We start from the raw sequence: 15117 nt of genomic DNA, 5'->3' as shown, positions 1-15117 counted from the left end.
TTGCGCAGGGAAAGGCGGCATCGCCGGCTTGCGAAGTTGAAGAATTCTCCGATAAGTATGATAAAACTACGAAACGGTCATCGGGACGACCCACCCGCCCGCCTCGCTAACGCACTTTCACGATATCCCACTGCTGATTGGCGCCCATCGTATCTTTCCATTGAATAATTCGGGCATTCGGAGCCTTCGCGCTTCCGTTCACGTCCGCAAGCAGTCCGCTGCCGGCGTTCACCAGCTTGTAATAGCTGCCGGACTTCATGATCCGCCAGCGCTGGCTCGTTCTGCCGCCATCCGTCTCCTGTACGAGACCCGCGCCGCCTTCCGCCGATCCGCCGTCCACCCCGAGCAGCAGGCCGCTGCGCCGGTTCACGAGCTTGTAAGCATCGCCGCCCGCCGGGACGAGCAGCCAGCATTGATTCGCTTCTCCGTGCTGATGCCACTGAATGATCTCCGCGCCTTCCGCCGTCGAATCGCTGTCCACGTCGAGCGCCATCCCGCTATTTCGATTAATGAGCATGTACTGGGTATCTGTCTGAAATCCGCTAACCGGCTGCGTGCTGCCGCGATAATCCGATACGGTCATGCCGGCGTACTCCTTGAACACCTTGCAGAAGTAGGACGTATCTTTGTACCCGACCTTGGCCGCCGTCTCGTACACCTTTAGCGTCGTCTCCCGCAGCAGCCGCTTCGCCTCTTCCATCCGGCAGTGCTGGATAAACTCGGAGAGCCGCTGCCCCGTCTGCTGTCGGAACAAGATCGATAAGTAGTTCGGACTCAAGTCGAGCCGCCGGGACAGGTCCGCCACGTTCAGCTCCTCGTCCAAATGCTTGATGATATAGGCCTTCGCTTGGCGGATCTCCGGCCGTTCTCGGGCGCTGCCGCCGCAGACGCGGCGTACCCGCTCCAGCACGGCTAACCGAATCCGGTCAAGGGCCGTCAGCCGCGCTAGCGAATCCGTCACCCAACTCTGCCAATGGTCCATCGGCTCGATCTCCGCGCCGCGATCCGAAGACGTCACGACCAATAAAGCGAACAAGTCGAGCAGCAGCTTGCGCAGCTCCGCTTCCGGCGGCTTGGCGATCCGCATATCCCGGAACAACCGCTCCGTCAGCGCCTCGCACGCCTCGGTCTCCCCGCTCTTGAGCGCCTTCAACAACGACTGATAGGTGCCGGCCAGCACCGTGTCCCGGTATGGACGGTCGCCCGAAGCCGAATATACCCGCCCGGCATCCCCTTCTTCGTATAAACTCCGAAATACGGCTGCTTCCGCCTGCTTGTGCAGCCCATCGATCGTCTTGACGCCGAAGCCAGAGCGGCTAATGCCGATTCGGCATTCCATTCCACGCTGCCCGGCAATCCGGCTAATGCATTCGGCTATCTCGTATGCGGCCGTCAGCATCCGGGCTTCGCTCTTCTCATCCTTGAAATCCACATAGAACGCATAACGTCCGCGCCCGAGCGGAATGACGAACCAAGCCGGTTCGAGCGGGCCGAATATAGACGCCCCCGTCGCCGCATGTTCCGAATCCAAATCCGGTTCATTCACGGCCGCCGACAGCATAACGAAGGCGCTGCGGCGCTGCGGCAGCTGTGCCGCTTCCGCCAGCCGCTCCGCTTCCTCAGGCGAGACGGGTCGCGTCAATAGCCGATGAATGAGTCGGATCGCGTTCTCCGGTTCCGGCTCCGGCTCACTCGCGGAAGCCTGTTTGCGGTCCGCTATCTTCTCCTTGGCCTGCATGACGGATTGGACAAGGTTCTCCGGTTCCAAATCATGCTTGAGCAAATAATCCGCAGCGCCAAGCTTCAACGCATTCTTCACGAACGGAAAATCATCGTACGAGCTGAGTACGATAATCTCGGTGCCTGGCGAGAGCTGCTTCACCTGCTGAATCAGCTCGATGCCGTTCATCTCGGGCATGCTAATATCGGTGACGATAAGATCCACCGGCGCTTCCCGAAGGCAGGATAGCGCTTGCTTGCCATTCACCGCCTCGGCGGGCGGCTCGAACCCGCACTGACCCCAATCGATAATGGTCCGGATTGCATACCTGTATACGGCGTTATCTTCCACGATCATCGCTCGCAGCAACCGTCATCGCCCCTTCCGTCACTTGTATGCGCGGCATCCTCACGAACGCCTCGGTCCCGTGGCCGGGCGCGCTCCGGAAGCTTAATCCGTACGGCTCGCCATAATATAAACGGAGCCGCTCATGTACGCCGCGGACGCCGATGCTGTGCAATCCGGGATAACCGCCTCGGCTCTCGGGTCCTTCGAGCAAGGACGCCAGTTTCTCTAGCGGAATTCCAATTCCGTTATCCGACACCGTCAGCACGACATCGTCGCCATCCGCTCTTCCGGCGATCGTGATGCAGCCGCCCCCCTTGGATATTTCGAGCCCGTGCAAAATCGCATTCTCGACAAGAGGCTGCAGCGTCAGATAAAGGACTCCGCAGGTCTGCAGCTCGTCCCCGATATCGTAGCGCACTTCGAAAGCGTCGCCGTAGCCGATTTTCTGCAGCTCGATGTAGCTTCGAATATCTGCCAGCTCCTCTCCGAGGGTGCGCGTCTCGCTCGTGCGCCTGACCGACGACTTGAGCAATCCGATGAGTGAAGCCAGCATTCGTTCCAACTCCGGCTGCTGCTTCATTCGCGCATACCAGCGGATCGTGCCCAGCGTGTTATAGAGGAAATGAGGATTGATCTGCGCCAGCAGCACGGAGAATTCCGCTTGCTGCTTCTCCAGCCGAACCTTGTACACGGTCGTGATCAGCTCTTCGATCCGCTCCAGCATCGCGTTGAACCGAATCGCTAGAATTCCCGCTTCGTCGGTGCCGAGCGGCTGGATGCGAATGCCGAAATCGCCGTCCTCCACACGGCGCATCGTCCGCTCGAGCAGCTTGATGCCGCGCGTCGTCGAATCCGACAAATACACCGCCACCAGTGCCGAGAGGAGAATCGCGCCGAGCGCGACGATCGCAATGACCAGCTGCAGAATACGGATCTTGCCGAAGAGCATGGAGGTGGGAATGAGACAGACGACCGTCCAGCCCCCGTCCGACCTTCGCTCTTGCGTCACGAGATAGCTCTCCCCGCCAAGCTCGCGCACTCGGCTGTCGGCGAAGGCCAATCCGCCCTCGCGAAGACGCGACGAACGATCGGCCGCCTCCCGCAGATGGGGCGACGTGCCGCCGGTAATGAAAGCTCCCGCATCGTTCAGGATCGCCATGTTCGTTTGTTGAATGAGAGACTGCTGCCGGTCAAGGTCCCAGAAATATTCGGAGTCGAGCAGAAATACGAGCGTGCCGGAGCTCCGATTGACCGCATCGACGTCGATATAGTCCCGAACGAACATCATTTCGTCGCCGCCCCGGGGCGAGTCGGCCCACATCAGATTGGGAGCGGCCTTCGCCAGCAGCGATGCCGCGACTGAAGCCAAATCGGCGGCTTCCCGTTCCGACAGTTGTCCGGCGGCGCCATTCGCGCCGGACCACCAGTACACGACGCCATCCGTCGATCGGACGAGAACAGCGTTAAGAAACGGGTTGTTATGCGCGAATTCGGACAACAGCGCGTTAATCCGCATGCGGTTCCGCGCATCATTCGATGCCGCTTCGCCCGAGCCGCCCGCGACCATCTGGCGCAGCTCCTCGTGCATGAGCAGCTCCACGCTCGTCCCGACGAACGCCTTCGCCCGGTATTCGATCTTGTCCGACGCTTGGTGGACGAGCTGCAGCGTCAAATCCTTGGTTTGCACTTCCGTATAATACCGTGTCGCGTAGATGGCCAAGCTGCCGATCGATACGGCCATAAGCGAGATCAGGAGCAGATTGGAGATCAATATTTTGGATCGGATATGCGTGCTGCGGAAGAAACGGAATCGCTGCCGGATCAAAGGCTTGCTCATCGGCCCTCGTCTCCTTCCCGCTTGCCCGATTGCACCACCACTTCGTCAAGCCCCCGGAGCAAGGCATCTACGCCTCGGCCGGGATCGATCAGATAATCGGCGACCGCGACCGAGAAGGCGCGTGCCAGCTGCTGATTGGTGAAGCCTGTCTGGACGCCAGACCAATCGACGGTTCGGTTCGTCTCGATATAACCGCGGTTCAATTCCGCGATGGCCGGATCGAACCCCTGCTCCACGCCTTTGAGCACGGAGACGCTCCGTTTATTCCGCTGCAAGGAGTCCCCCATCTCCGGCCGGGCGAACCAATCAAGCAGCTCCAGCGCCAGATCGGCATGCGGCGAGAGCGGATTGACGACAATTCCGCCCGTTGCCTTCATAGGGAACAGCGAATCGGCTGGATCGTCGGAATACGGCAGCGGGAATAGGCCAAGGGAGACGTCTGGATTGACGGAGCGGACGCCGTCCACGCTCCACGTGCCGCCGACGATCATGGCCGCCTTCCCTTCGGCGACCATCGTCCGCGCTTCATCCCAGGACGTCTCGAATGGATGCGAATTGACGTACGCGAACCGCTCGGCCAACCGGTGAAGCGGCTGCGCCAACGAATCCGCGCTCGCTTCGAATGTCCTCGTCCCGTCGCTGAGCTTCTCCACGAGGAGCGGGTCATTCAACAACGTAGAGGGCACCAGATCCGTAGCCAAGTCCCAGAATAACGTCCAGGTGTCCTTATAGCCGGCTGCAATCGGCGTCACGCCGCTTTGCTCCAGCCGCTGGCAGAGCGTCAGGAACTCGTTCCATGTCTCCGGCAGCCGCTTGATGCCCGCCTTCGCGAATACCTCCTTGTTATAGGTAACCCCGAGTCCGTTCGCATCGATCGGCAGCATCCAGGTGCGCCCGTCCTCCGAGCTCCCGCCCTTCAAATAACGAGGTTCTACCTGCTTCAAGGAGGCGCGGCCGGTTAGATCCGCGGCGAATCCCGCTTCGATGATGTCCTGAGCGCCGAATAGATGATCCAGCATGTACAGATCCGGCATCTCGCCGCTTGCAATACGCATGCGCAGCAGCGACATGTAGTCGCCGCCATCCAGGGGCATCGCCGTGACAGTCACGTTCGGATGCTTCTCCTGAAATTGACGGATGCCCGAATCGATCCATGCCTGACTCCCCGGCTCGTCGAAATGATGCAGCCAAAGCAGCTGGATCCGTCCGCTTGTATCCGCGGCGCCGACCGCCGCGCCTTCGCCGGCTTCGCGCAGCATGCCGATCAGCTGAACCGTCGCGAGCGCCATCGCGACAAGCAGGACGCCACCGTAAACATACCAGCGCGTCCCTTTCATCGGTTCCCTTGCTCTCTCATTCGAAAGCCCTCCTTCATCCCAGCAAAACCGCCGTTCGCAGCTCTCTCATGATAGCGGTTACATCACATTCTACACCCGTTGTTCGTACAGGTGAACACTCAATTAGGCCTATAGTTGGATGGAAAAATAAGGGTCATTCAATGGCTTGGGATCATTAACTACGCTAATAAATAAAAGGCACCGGCGTTATCGCCGGTGCCTATCAGGACTGCCAATTGTCAGTGATATTCCGTTAACTTGTACGTACAACATCCGAGACTGCGTCGCTTCCGCTGGCCGCTCGAATCCGGTACTGCCCGGATCCCAGCTCGAGCCGGAGATCGCCATTCTCCGAAGTCGCTCGCACTAATCCAGGCAGCTGAGCGTTGTTCTCATCCAACTGACTTCCGTTCACTTCTGCTGAATGTGCTGCCGCTCCGCGCAGCAAAGCGACGGCCGTCGCATTCGCCGGAATTTCGAACTCATAATGCACAGCTCCGTCCGGCTCAAGTCGCCATTCGCTGCGGATCGTGCCATAAGCCGATTCATAGGCCGCCTTGGCATACTCCAGGGCAGAATCCGGACGCGGCCGGAATAGAATCCGCTTGTAACCGGGTTCGGATTCTTCCATGTCCAGCCCTGCGACCGCCCGGTACAGCCAGTCGCCGACGGCTCCGTACGCGTAATGGTTGAACGAGTTCATATCTTCGCTCCAGAACGTGCCGTCCGGCTTGAGGCCGTCCCAATGCTCCCATATCGTCGTGGCCCCTTGGTTCACCGAATAGAGCCAGGAGGGGTACGCTTCCTGCTGGACGAGCTTCACGGCCAAGTCATGGTAGCCGTTGTCGGTCAGCACGTGGCACAAATACGGCGTGCCGACGAACCCGGTCGTCAAATGATGCTTCTGTTCTTCAACGTAGGATGCGAGCGTCCGAGCCAACCGTTCCCGCGCTTCCCCGCCGACGAGCCCGAACATGAGCGGCAGCACGTGGCCGGTCTGCGTGTGGGCGGCCAGCCGCCCGCTCGGGGTGACGAACTCCCGCAGGAACGCTTCCAAGATCCGTTCGTGCAGCGCACCGTACGTGCGAACATCTTCTTCTCTACCGAGCACTTCGGCAGCTTGCACGAACAAAGCAGTCGAATAGGCATAGAAGCTTGTTGCGATCAAGTCTGTCGGCGTCGCGCCGACATAGCTGCCTTCCTTGGCATCCAAGCCGAGCCAATCGCCGAAGTGGAAGCCGGTATTCCATAAGTGCTCGTTCTCGCCCTGGGCGTGGATATAGTCGACCCATCCGCGCATGCTCTCATATTGCTCTTCCAGCACTCTCTTGTCGCCGTAGCATTGGTAGATCGTCCACGGGCAGATGACCGCCGCATCGCCCCAAGCAGCGGAGGAGAACGACTTGTCATCCAAGATATGCGGCACGACGAACGGAACGCCGCCGTCTGCGCGCTGGTCGGCCTTCAAATCCCGCAGCCACTTGGCAAAGAACGGCGCCACGCCGTAGTTGAACGCCGCTGTCCGGACGAACACCTGCGCATCGCCGGTCCAGCCGAGCCGCTCGTCGCGCTGCGGGCAATCCGTCGGCACGTCGAGGAAGTTGCCCCGCTGCCCCCACACGATGTTGCGCTGGAGCTTGTTGAGCAGCGGATGCGAGCACTCGAACGAACCCGCAGGCGCCATGTCGGTATGGACGACATGTCCCGCGAAGCGCTCCGCGTCAATCGGCACATCCGACGGCCATCCTTCGATTTTGACGTAACGGAAGCCTTGGAAGGAGAAGCGAGATTCGTATTCTTCTTCGCCGCCTTTGCATAAGTACCGTACTTGCTGCTTCGCATTGCGCAGATTGGCGACGTAGAAATTACCCTCGCGGTCCAGCACCTCGGCATGCGTGAGCGTAAGTTCCGTGCCGGCCGGCAGGTTCAGACACATATAGAGCCGTCCGACCATATTTTGCCCCATGTCGAGCACGGTCTCGCCGGCCGGCGTCGTCAGCAGCGTCAGCGGCTTCAGCCTCTCGGTCACTCGCGAAGGTTCGTTCTCCTGCATGACCAGAATATCCTTCGCATGATCGATCGCGACGACCGGCGACCACCCTTCGTCCACGAAACCCGGACGACTCCATCCTTCCTGCTCCAGTCGCGCATCGTACGTCACTCCATGGTAAATCTCCGCCATTCGCACCGGCCCCGTCGATGCCCGCCAATTCGCGTCGCTGACGACGGTATCCACCGACCCGTCCGCGTATTCGATCCTCAGCTGGAACAGCAGCGCGCGCGTTGCGCCGTAATGCTTCTTGGCTCCGCCCCATCCCAGATCGCCGCTATACCATCCGTTGGTAAGCGTCGCGCCGATGACGTTGGGTCCGCCGTTTGCCAGCTGATCGGTTACGTCGTACGCTTGCGCCTGCAGACGATGCCGGTAACTCGTCCAGCCCGGCGTATACTGCCAATCGCCGACCCGGCGGCCGTTCAGCTCCAGCTCGTAGAAGCCCAGGCTGGTCGCGTACAACGTCGCGCGCTTCGGCTCTTCCCCTACCGTGAAAGCCCGGCGAAGCAGGAACGCCTCTTCCGACTCGGAGCCGAGCGCGGTCGGGTCGGGCGTAATCCACGCCGCCTCCCAGTCTTCCGGCGCGAGCAGCCCCATTTGCCAGAATCGAGCGTCGCTCCAACCGGAATCCCGGCCATGATTGTCCCACACCCGAATCCGATAAAAGTAACGTCGTTCGGCATGCAATTCGGCCCCATCATATTCGATCAAGACAGATTGCTCCGACGCCACCTTGCCCGTATCCCACATATATGGGCCGGTTAATAGGGCTTCCGACGAATCGGCGGCTTGAATGTGATAGGCGGTCTGCATCGTCCCAGGCTCGGCCGATGCCAGCTGCCAGCTGAATCTTGGCTTACGGCTTCCGACGCCGATCGGATTATCGCGATATTCGCAGCGAATTTGCTTGATTTGCAGCGTAGTCGTCCCCATTGCTTCGTACCCCCCGCTAAGATCATGGCGGAGCCCGTGATTGCGCTCCTTCACCTCCATTGTATAAGGAGATCGGGCGTAATTAAGCGGCTGATCCGGACATTTTCTCAGGGGGATCTGGACATTTTGCAAGCGATTTCGTATGGTGGGGATAGCATAGGCGGAAGGAGAGATCCAGATGACCAGCCGTCGCGCGGCGGACGTCATGACCGGCAGGGAATTGTTCGAGGAAGGACTGCCATTATATATCAATCGGGCGCAAGAATCGTTCGAGCTGCGCGAGCATTCGCATGAGTTCGCCGAGATCACCTATATTAGTCAAGGTGCTGGTACGCATTATATCGCGGGCGAAGCGGTCCCTGCCCGTCAAGGTTCCATCTTCGTCATTCCGGAAGGGCACAGCCACGTCTTCCGTCCACACACGACGGACAAGAACAAGCCGCTCGTCGTCTACAATTGCACGTTCACGTCCGCCTTTCTTGGCGAACTGCGCGCCGCTTTCCCCGCCTTTCGAGAAGTGGGTGATTTCTTCGCAGATCCCTGTCTGCGCTGGTTCGAGGTGAAGGATGCCGGCAGCGTCCACGATACGTTGTTCCAAGAGCTGTACCGGGAGTATTACGGGCGTCCGCCGGGCTTCGCGGCCGTCTTGTCGGCGCTCACTGTCCAGCTGCTGACGGCCATCTACCGGCAGCGTCAGCTCGCTCCCGAGACAAGAGATGCGAAGCCCGCCTTGTCCATCGCAGAAGCGATCGCACATATGACGGAGCACTACGCCTCCCCGCTTAAGCTTGGCGAGCTTGCAGCTCTTTCGAAGTTGAGCGAACGTCAACTGGGCCGCCTCCTGCGAAGGCATACCGGCATGAGCTTCACGGAATATCTGCAGCATCTGCGTATGACCGCGGCCTGCCGGCTGCTTGCGAGTACTTCTGAGCGCGTTGCGGACGTCGCTGCTTCCGTCGGCTATGCGGACCTGAAATTCTTCAACCGCTTGTTCCAAGCTAAGACGGGCGTTAGTCCCCGCGTATACCGGCGCGAGCACGCCAAGCGATAGAGAACGACAAAGACGCGCCCCGCTTCCGAAGGCGCGTCTATCGAAGGACGCTTGCATGCCGATCGAGCTAATGCGAAGGCACCCATCCCGCGATTTGCAGCAGTGTAATCACGACTTCGATGACGATCAGAATGACGACGATCCATTCCACGAACAGCCCGCGAATCGAATGGCTGATATTCGTGAAGCCCTCCAGAATATGATAGAGCGAGTCCGTCTTGCTCTTTAGAATTTTGTAGCGATCGTTCAATTCGAAGAAATCCATCATGGCCTCGTAGAACGTCCCCGCCGAGCTGTGATTCCACGTCATCTCCGGCTTGTCGAGGATCATGATGTAGGCCAGCGTGTTATATTCGTGGCGGACGATTCTCGCGGTCATTTGCGCCAGCTGCTTGTTGCCCACGCGCATACGCCCCTTCTCCAGCCGATCGATCATCTCCTCCAGCCGATCCTGGATTTGTCCGAGCTGCTCCTCGATTTTCTCCAAGGCGACCGATTTGGCCAGTACCGTCGCAATGAGCTCCGGTAGAAAATACTCGAATTCCGACACGATGACATGCTCGTCCGTTAACTCCATGCGCTCGATCTCGCCCACGTGCAAACTGTAATCGTCGGTGTACCGGTAAACCTGCTTCAGTCTCAAGTTCTCGTCGAGCGTTTGGAGGAATTTCAGGAAGGTATGCATCTCCTCCTTGCTCTCATGATTGACGAAGACAATACTGCCGAACGAGAAAATCAACACCTGCTGCAAGCTGTCCACGCCGCGGTCATACAGCTTCTTGAGCACGTTATTGCGAATGATGAGCGGCTGCTCCCATGTGTATTTCTTGCGTATGCCGAAGTGTATCGCAAACTGGTTCAAGTCGATTTCATTCGCGATGACCATGGCTTTGAATGTAATATCGTCCATCGATGCTCTCTCCACGTCTGTCTCCTGCTGGCAGGAAGGATTCCCCTATTTTGACCGAAGCGCCCCTCCTTTATCCCGCTTGGACCGAGGACTATAACTTGTCGATGATCACGGACGGTACGTACGTTCAAAGCGGACCCAAAATCAACAATACGTGAAACAGGCACGCTCCCGGGATGAGGGAACATGCCTGCCTGGTTCGATTATAGAATGACGCCATCCTTGAAAATCGCGATTTCCCGAAAGTCGTTGCGCTCGTTATGCGTCTTATAGGTGCCCGATGCGAGATCCAGGAGCTGATTCCACAGCTCATCTGTCATCTCGGCCATGGCCTTGTCTTCCAGAAGCCGACCCGCATTGTAGTCGATCCAATTCTTCTTGTGGCGAGCCAGATCGGAATTGGTCGCGATCTTAACGGTCGGCACCGGTCCGCCGAACGGCGTGCCCCGACCTGTCGTGAACAGGACAGCATGCGCGCCCGATGCCGCCAGCGCGGTGACGGAGACGAGATCGTTCCCCGGCGCTTCTAGCAGCTGGAGACCGCTCCCGCGCGTCCGCTCGCCGTAAGGAACGACGCCCTGAACGATGGCGCGGCCGCCTTTCTGCGTGCAGCCGAGCGACTTCTCCTCCAACGTGCTGATGCCGCCCGCCTTATTGCCCGGCGACGGATTCTCGTAGATTTCCTGACCGTGCCGGATGAAATATTGCTTGAAGTCATTGATCAGCGTCACGATTTCATGGAATACCGCCTCATTTGCCGCGCGGTTCATCAGAATGGTCTCCGCCCCGAACATCTCCGGCACCTCGGTCAGAATCGCCGTCCCCCCCGCTGCCGTCAGCCGGTCCGCGATCGTGCCGACGAGCGGATTCGCCGTAATGCCGGAGAAACCGTCAGAGCCGCCGCACTTGAGGCCCAATTTCAACTTCGATACTGGCACCGGCTCCCGTTCGAACGTGCTAGCGTACACCGTGAGCTCTTCGATCAGCGCAAGTCCTTGCGCAAGCTCGTCTTCTTCCTCCTGCGCGCTCATGAATTTCACGCGGCGCGGATCGTATTCGCCGATCGCATCCTTGAATAAGGCGATCCCGTTGTTCTCGCAGCCAAGCCCGACGACGAGCACGCCCGCCGCATTGGGATGATTCACGAGCGAGGCGAGCAGCCGCTGCGTATATTTCAGATCGTCGCCAAGCTGAGAACAGCCGAACGGATGGGCGAAATGAAACACGCCGTCCACCCGCTCGCCGGCGCGGTCATTGCCGCGCTTGGCGAGAATTTCGCAGGTCTTGTTGATGCAGCCCACCGTGTTGATAATCCAAATCTCGTTGCGTATGCCAACCTCGCCGTTCGGTCGAACATACCCTTGGAAGGTCGCGTCCTTCTCCGCCCGGAACGGTTCCTCGGCAGGCACGGGTTCGTAGCTATATTCGAGGATAGCGCCTAGCCCCGTTCCTAGGTTGTGGGTATGAATCCACGCCCCGGGTTCGATATCCGTCTTGGCCTTGCCGATGGAATAACCGAATTTGAAGACGTCGGCGCCGGCGGCTACAGGCTCGGTTAACACCTTATGCCCCTTGGGAATCTCCTCCTTGACGGCAAGGATGTCGCCATTCTCCAGCTGAATCCGCTCGCCAGCCGCGAGCGGCCGCAGTGCAATAATCACCTGGTCCCGTTCGGACAAACGCACCCAATCAGACATCGCGGCCACCTCTCTCCATGCGTTCGATCTCGCCTGCGACTGCTTCGCTTAAGCCTTGCCAAGCAGACATATCCGTTCCCCATAGCTCGGCGTCCGCAAGCAGCCCGCGCACGATCTCCCCAAGCTCCAGCTGCTTCGAATCCGGCTGCTGCCAATGGCTCGCCATCCGGTCCAGCAGCCTCGCATCGTCGCGAACCGCATACGGGACGCCGCCAAGCGTCCTTCCCGCGTAGGAACCGTCCGCCTGCTTCTCGACCCGGTAATAGCGGATCAGCCCGGCCAAGCTTAACGCAAGTCCGCTCGGGATCGGTCCGCCGGACTCTCCGTAGTGGCGGATCGTAGGCAGCAGTCGCGTCTGGAACTTGCTGATCGAATTCATCGCGATATCCGTCAGCCGGTGCCGGATATACGGATTGCCGAAGCGGTCGAACACGGCGGCTGCATATGCGCGCAGCTCATCGGCATCGTAAGGTAGCGAGGGCATAATCTCCTCCAGCACCGTCCGCTTTACCTCCGCGCCAAGCCAAGCATGCTCGAGCAGCTCCCGTACATGCTCCACGCCATGCAGCAGCCCGATCGGCGCCATCCACGTATGCGCGCCATTCAGAATGCGTACTTTCCGCTGCTGATAAGGCTTCAGATCGTCAGTCCAATGGACGTTCAGTCCCGCCTTACGCAGCGGCAGCAGCGACTCAAGCTCCGGCTCGGCTTCGATCGCCCACAGATGGTACGGCTCGGCCGTGCACAGCATCGCATCCCGGTAGCCCCACTCCTCGAACCAGGCTTCCGCCTGCGCCTCTGCCGGGTACCCGGTCACGATGCGGTCGACGAGCGAATTCAGGAACCGGTTATGCGCCAACACCCACGTCTTGAACGCTTCCGGGAATCCCCAATCCTCGGCGTAACGCAGTACAGCCTCCTTCAGAGCATCTCCGTTGCGCTCCAGAAGCTCGCAGGGAAGCAGGACAAGTCCTTTGCCGGGATCCCCTTGAAACGCGACGTATCGTTCATGCAGGAGATAGGCGAGTTTGCCTGGATACGAGAGGATCGGTCCGTCGGTTAACGCTTCCGGCCGATAGACGAGCCCCGCCTCGGTCGTGTTCGATACAACGACTTGCAGGTGCTCGCTAATTGCGATCGTCCGCAGCCGCTCCCACTCCGAGTATGGGTCGAAGACATGGGAGAACACTTGGATCGTCTCCTTGCGCGTCACCGGCGCGCCGTTCTCAAGCCCTTGCGTGATTAACGTATATAACCCGTCCTGCTGCGCCAGCTGCTCGATCTTCGCCTTGCCTGCCGGCCTAGGCTGCGTCACCGCGATGCTGCCTTCGTATAGGCCTTGCGCGCGGCATGTCTGGATCATCCAATCCACGAAGCCGCGCAGGAAATTCCCTTCGCCGATCTGAAGAATCGTCACCGGGGCGCTTCGCAGCGCTTCAAGCGTATCGCGGTCCGTCATGCCCAGCGCCTGTTCGCTTAACGTGTTCATCTCGCCAATCCCCTTTGCAATCGCTTTCGTTCATTTGCTATCTCCATTATAAATAATCAAAAATCAGAATCATATTGCGTCTAATTGCAACATTGTACTGTATTTTGATATGGTAGAGACAGCATACGGAAATGAAGGAGATGAGCGCGCTGGAACCATTCCGCAGACCGTTCTTCGGCGATCCGCTATTCCCTTTCCATATCAACCACCGCGCCGTGAAACATCCGCAGCACGAGCTGCCCGATCATCTGCACGACCGCTACGAACTCGTCTACGTACATCAGGGCAGCGGCACGTTCTTCATCGACAAGACACTCTACGATAAGAAGCAGGGCGACCTCTTCCTCATTCCGGGCAACACGGTTCATCGGGCGTTCCCGGAGGCCGCCGATCCGATCGTCTCTACGGCCGTCTTCTTCGCGCCTGCGCTGATGGAAGGCGGACTCTATGACGAAGGTCGGTCGCTGCTGCAAGCCTTCGACATCGCCAGACGTAAGGGAAGTCATCGCGTTGTGCTGCCGGAACACCTTCGGGAAGCGGCAGAACACGCCCTGGATACGATCCAATTAGAGCATGAACACCGCGAAGCCGGGTATCGTTCAGCAATCCGGCTAGAGCTTGGAAGGCTGCTGCTGCGGCTTAGCCGATACTTGAATCAGCAATACGCGGACCGTCCGGCTGACGGCCAGCGCGGCCCTACCTGGATTCGCAGCGCGCTGCATGCCATCGACGCCGCGCCGGAGCTGCCGCACAGCTTGACCGCGTTCGCTGACGCGGCTGCGGTCTCGGCGTCGCATTTCTCGCGGACATTCAAGCAATTCACCGGCATGAACGTGACGGATTACGTCAATGCCAAGCGTATCATCCGTGCCAAGGAGCTGCTGTCCGAATCTGACGGCACGATTGCGGACATCGCGGAACAGTGCGGGTTCGCGAGCATCCCCCACTTCCACCGGGTGTTCAAGGCGCTGACGGACGCGACACCTTCGTCGTATCGGCGCGGTCAAGCGGCTTCAGACGATCGCGCGACGCGTTAGACTGTCGCTATTAAGGAAGAAGAACCACCGCCACGCTGCGATGGTTCTCCTTCTTTACTTCCATTTCTTCTTCAATTCGTCCCGCATCTGCAGAGCTGGACCCACCTGCTTCGACATCACCTTAAGATCCGCTACCATCTTCTTCATGCCCTTATTCTCCGACATGAACGTCAGTACGCGCACCAATTGCGACAGCTTCATCTTCAACCCTCCCTACACATCGGTCGCTTACAGTCTTTGCGGCAGATTATGCGCAGGAGATACGCGCCCGAAACGGCGAATGCCCCCTCGCCCGGGAAGACAACCATCGACTAGCTGGAGAGGCGATTAGATTCATTACTTAAAGCTTTGCTAAAGAACGCATTAACGATCAATTTTGTATCATTCGCTACAGAAATTCCTTTCGGGGCCATGGTATGATGCAAACACCTCGCAACAAAACCCCCGAAATGGAGTGACACGTTTTGACAACCGAACATATCCACAAACAGCTTGCTTCCCTCAGCGAAAGCACGCGCGACCTCGAATGCTGCGTGGAGCTGCTCTGCACGCTCCAGCGCAGCCACGGCCCCGTCGTCGAGACCGTCCTCGCCATCAAAACCGCCAAGCCAAAGCTGCATATGATGCTGAAACGACGGCTGATCAACAACCCCGGCTTATCGCTCGCCATGCAGCTCTAATCCGCTCAAACTGCTTCCCTTCGCT

Annotated in this window: 11 protein-coding genes; 3 read left to right on the top strand and 8 right to left on the bottom strand. The window is 59.0% G+C overall.

What is annotated here, in order from left to right:
- Positions 1–106 precede the first annotated feature (106 nt).
- From ACFFSY_RS06725 to ACFFSY_RS06710, 4 genes are all read right to left on the bottom strand, one after another.
- Positions 107–2089 carry an RICIN domain-containing protein gene (locus ACFFSY_RS06725; protein WP_377491798.1) on the bottom strand — a complete coding sequence of 661 codons (1983 nt, stop codon included), beginning with the start codon at positions 2087–2089 and terminating at the stop codon, positions 107–109.
- Entirely contained in the window at positions 2061–3905 is a 1845-nt protein-coding gene (locus ACFFSY_RS06720; RefSeq protein WP_377491795.1) for a cache domain-containing sensor histidine kinase, read from the bottom strand. Before ACFFSY_RS06720 ends, ACFFSY_RS06725 begins: the two co-directional genes overlap by 29 nt.
- Positions 3902–5242, bottom strand: coding sequence for an ABC transporter substrate-binding protein (locus ACFFSY_RS06715; protein ID WP_377491792.1), 1341 nt, complete (start codon positions 5240–5242; stop codon positions 3902–3904). Before ACFFSY_RS06715 ends, ACFFSY_RS06720 begins: the two co-directional genes overlap by 4 nt.
- Before the next feature lie 253 nt (positions 5243–5495).
- On the bottom strand, positions 5496–8228 hold the full coding sequence (locus ACFFSY_RS06710) for an alpha-L-rhamnosidase (protein WP_377491789.1): 2733 nt from the start codon (positions 8226–8228) through the stop codon (positions 5496–5498).
- Positions 8229–8406: 178 nt separating this feature from the next.
- On the opposite strand from ACFFSY_RS06710, the gene ACFFSY_RS06705 reads away from it, so the two are divergent.
- Positions 8407–9279 carry an AraC family transcriptional regulator gene (locus ACFFSY_RS06705; RefSeq protein WP_377491786.1) on the top strand — a complete coding sequence of 291 codons (873 nt, stop codon included), beginning with the start codon at positions 8407–8409 and terminating at the stop codon, positions 9277–9279.
- A 67-nt stretch (positions 9280–9346) separates the two neighbouring features.
- Here the strand turns inward: ACFFSY_RS06705 and ACFFSY_RS06700 are convergent, their stop codons facing one another.
- The 3 genes from ACFFSY_RS06700 to ACFFSY_RS06690 all read right to left on the bottom strand — a co-directional run bounded on the left by ACFFSY_RS06700 (position 9347) and on the right by ACFFSY_RS06690 (position 13375).
- A complete protein-coding gene (locus ACFFSY_RS06700; RefSeq protein ID WP_377491783.1) occupies positions 9347–10204 on the bottom strand; it encodes an RMD1 family protein in 858 nt (285 codons plus the stop codon).
- A gap of 188 nt (positions 10205–10392) precedes the next feature.
- Positions 10393–11886, bottom strand: a complete 1494-nt coding sequence (locus ACFFSY_RS06695) for a UxaA family hydrolase (RefSeq protein WP_377491780.1) — start codon at positions 11884–11886, stop codon at positions 10393–10395.
- Positions 11879–13375: a tagaturonate reductase gene (locus tag ACFFSY_RS06690; protein WP_377491777.1), complete on the bottom strand. Its 1497-nt coding sequence runs from the start codon at positions 13373–13375 to the stop codon at positions 11879–11881. The genes ACFFSY_RS06695 and ACFFSY_RS06690 overlap by 8 nt, the downstream gene beginning before the upstream one ends.
- A gap of 140 nt (positions 13376–13515) precedes the next feature.
- Between ACFFSY_RS06690 and ACFFSY_RS06685 the strand changes: the two genes are divergently transcribed.
- On the top strand, positions 13516–14412 hold the full coding sequence (locus ACFFSY_RS06685; RefSeq protein ID WP_377491774.1) for a helix-turn-helix transcriptional regulator: 897 nt from the start codon (positions 13516–13518) through the stop codon (positions 14410–14412).
- 54 nt (positions 14413–14466) lie between these two features.
- Here the strand turns inward: ACFFSY_RS06685 and ACFFSY_RS06680 are convergent, their stop codons facing one another.
- Positions 14467–14613 carry a hypothetical protein gene (locus tag ACFFSY_RS06680; RefSeq protein WP_377491771.1) on the bottom strand — a complete coding sequence of 49 codons (147 nt, stop codon included), beginning with the start codon at positions 14611–14613 and terminating at the stop codon, positions 14467–14469.
- Between the two features lie 263 nt (positions 14614–14876).
- On the opposite strand from ACFFSY_RS06680, the gene ACFFSY_RS06675 reads away from it, so the two are divergent.
- On the top strand, positions 14877–15092 hold the full coding sequence (locus ACFFSY_RS06675) for a hypothetical protein (protein WP_377491767.1): 216 nt from the start codon (positions 14877–14879) through the stop codon (positions 15090–15092).
- Positions 15093–15117: the final 25 nt, after the last annotated feature.

Source organism: Paenibacillus aurantiacus (assembly GCF_042431225.1).
In the GTDB taxonomy this organism is placed as follows: Bacteria; Bacillota; Bacilli; order Paenibacillales; family Paenibacillaceae; genus Paenibacillus_Z; species Paenibacillus_Z aurantiacus.
Note: the sequence above shows the minus strand (reverse complement) of the source record. Positions and strands in the feature narration are given on the sequence as shown.

Coding starts and splice junctions, on each gene's coding strand:
- ACFFSY_RS06720 (WP_377491795.1), bottom strand. CDS start 3,905: ATGAGCAAGCCTTTGATCCGGCAGCGATTCCGTTTCTTCCGCAGCACG.
- ACFFSY_RS06715 (WP_377491792.1), bottom strand. CDS start 5,242: ATGAAAGGGACGCGCTGGTATGTTTACGGTGGCGTCCTGCTTGTCGCG.
- ACFFSY_RS06710 (WP_377491789.1), bottom strand. CDS start 8,228: ATGGGGACGACTACGCTGCAAATCAAGCAAATTCGCTGCGAATATCGC.
- ACFFSY_RS06705 (WP_377491786.1), top strand. CDS start 8,407: ATGACCAGCCGTCGCGCGGCGGACGTCATGACCGGCAGGGAATTGTTC.
- ACFFSY_RS06695 (WP_377491780.1), bottom strand. CDS start 11,886: ATGTCTGATTGGGTGCGTTTGTCCGAACGGGACCAGGTGATTATTGCA.
- ACFFSY_RS06690 (WP_377491777.1), bottom strand. CDS start 13,375: ATGAACACGTTAAGCGAACAGGCGCTGGGCATGACGGACCGCGATACG.
- ACFFSY_RS06685 (WP_377491774.1), top strand. CDS start 13,516: ATGAGCGCGCTGGAACCATTCCGCAGACCGTTCTTCGGCGATCCGCTA.
- ACFFSY_RS06680 (WP_377491771.1), bottom strand. CDS start 14,613: ATGAAGCTGTCGCAATTGGTGCGCGTACTGACGTTCATGTCGGAGAAT.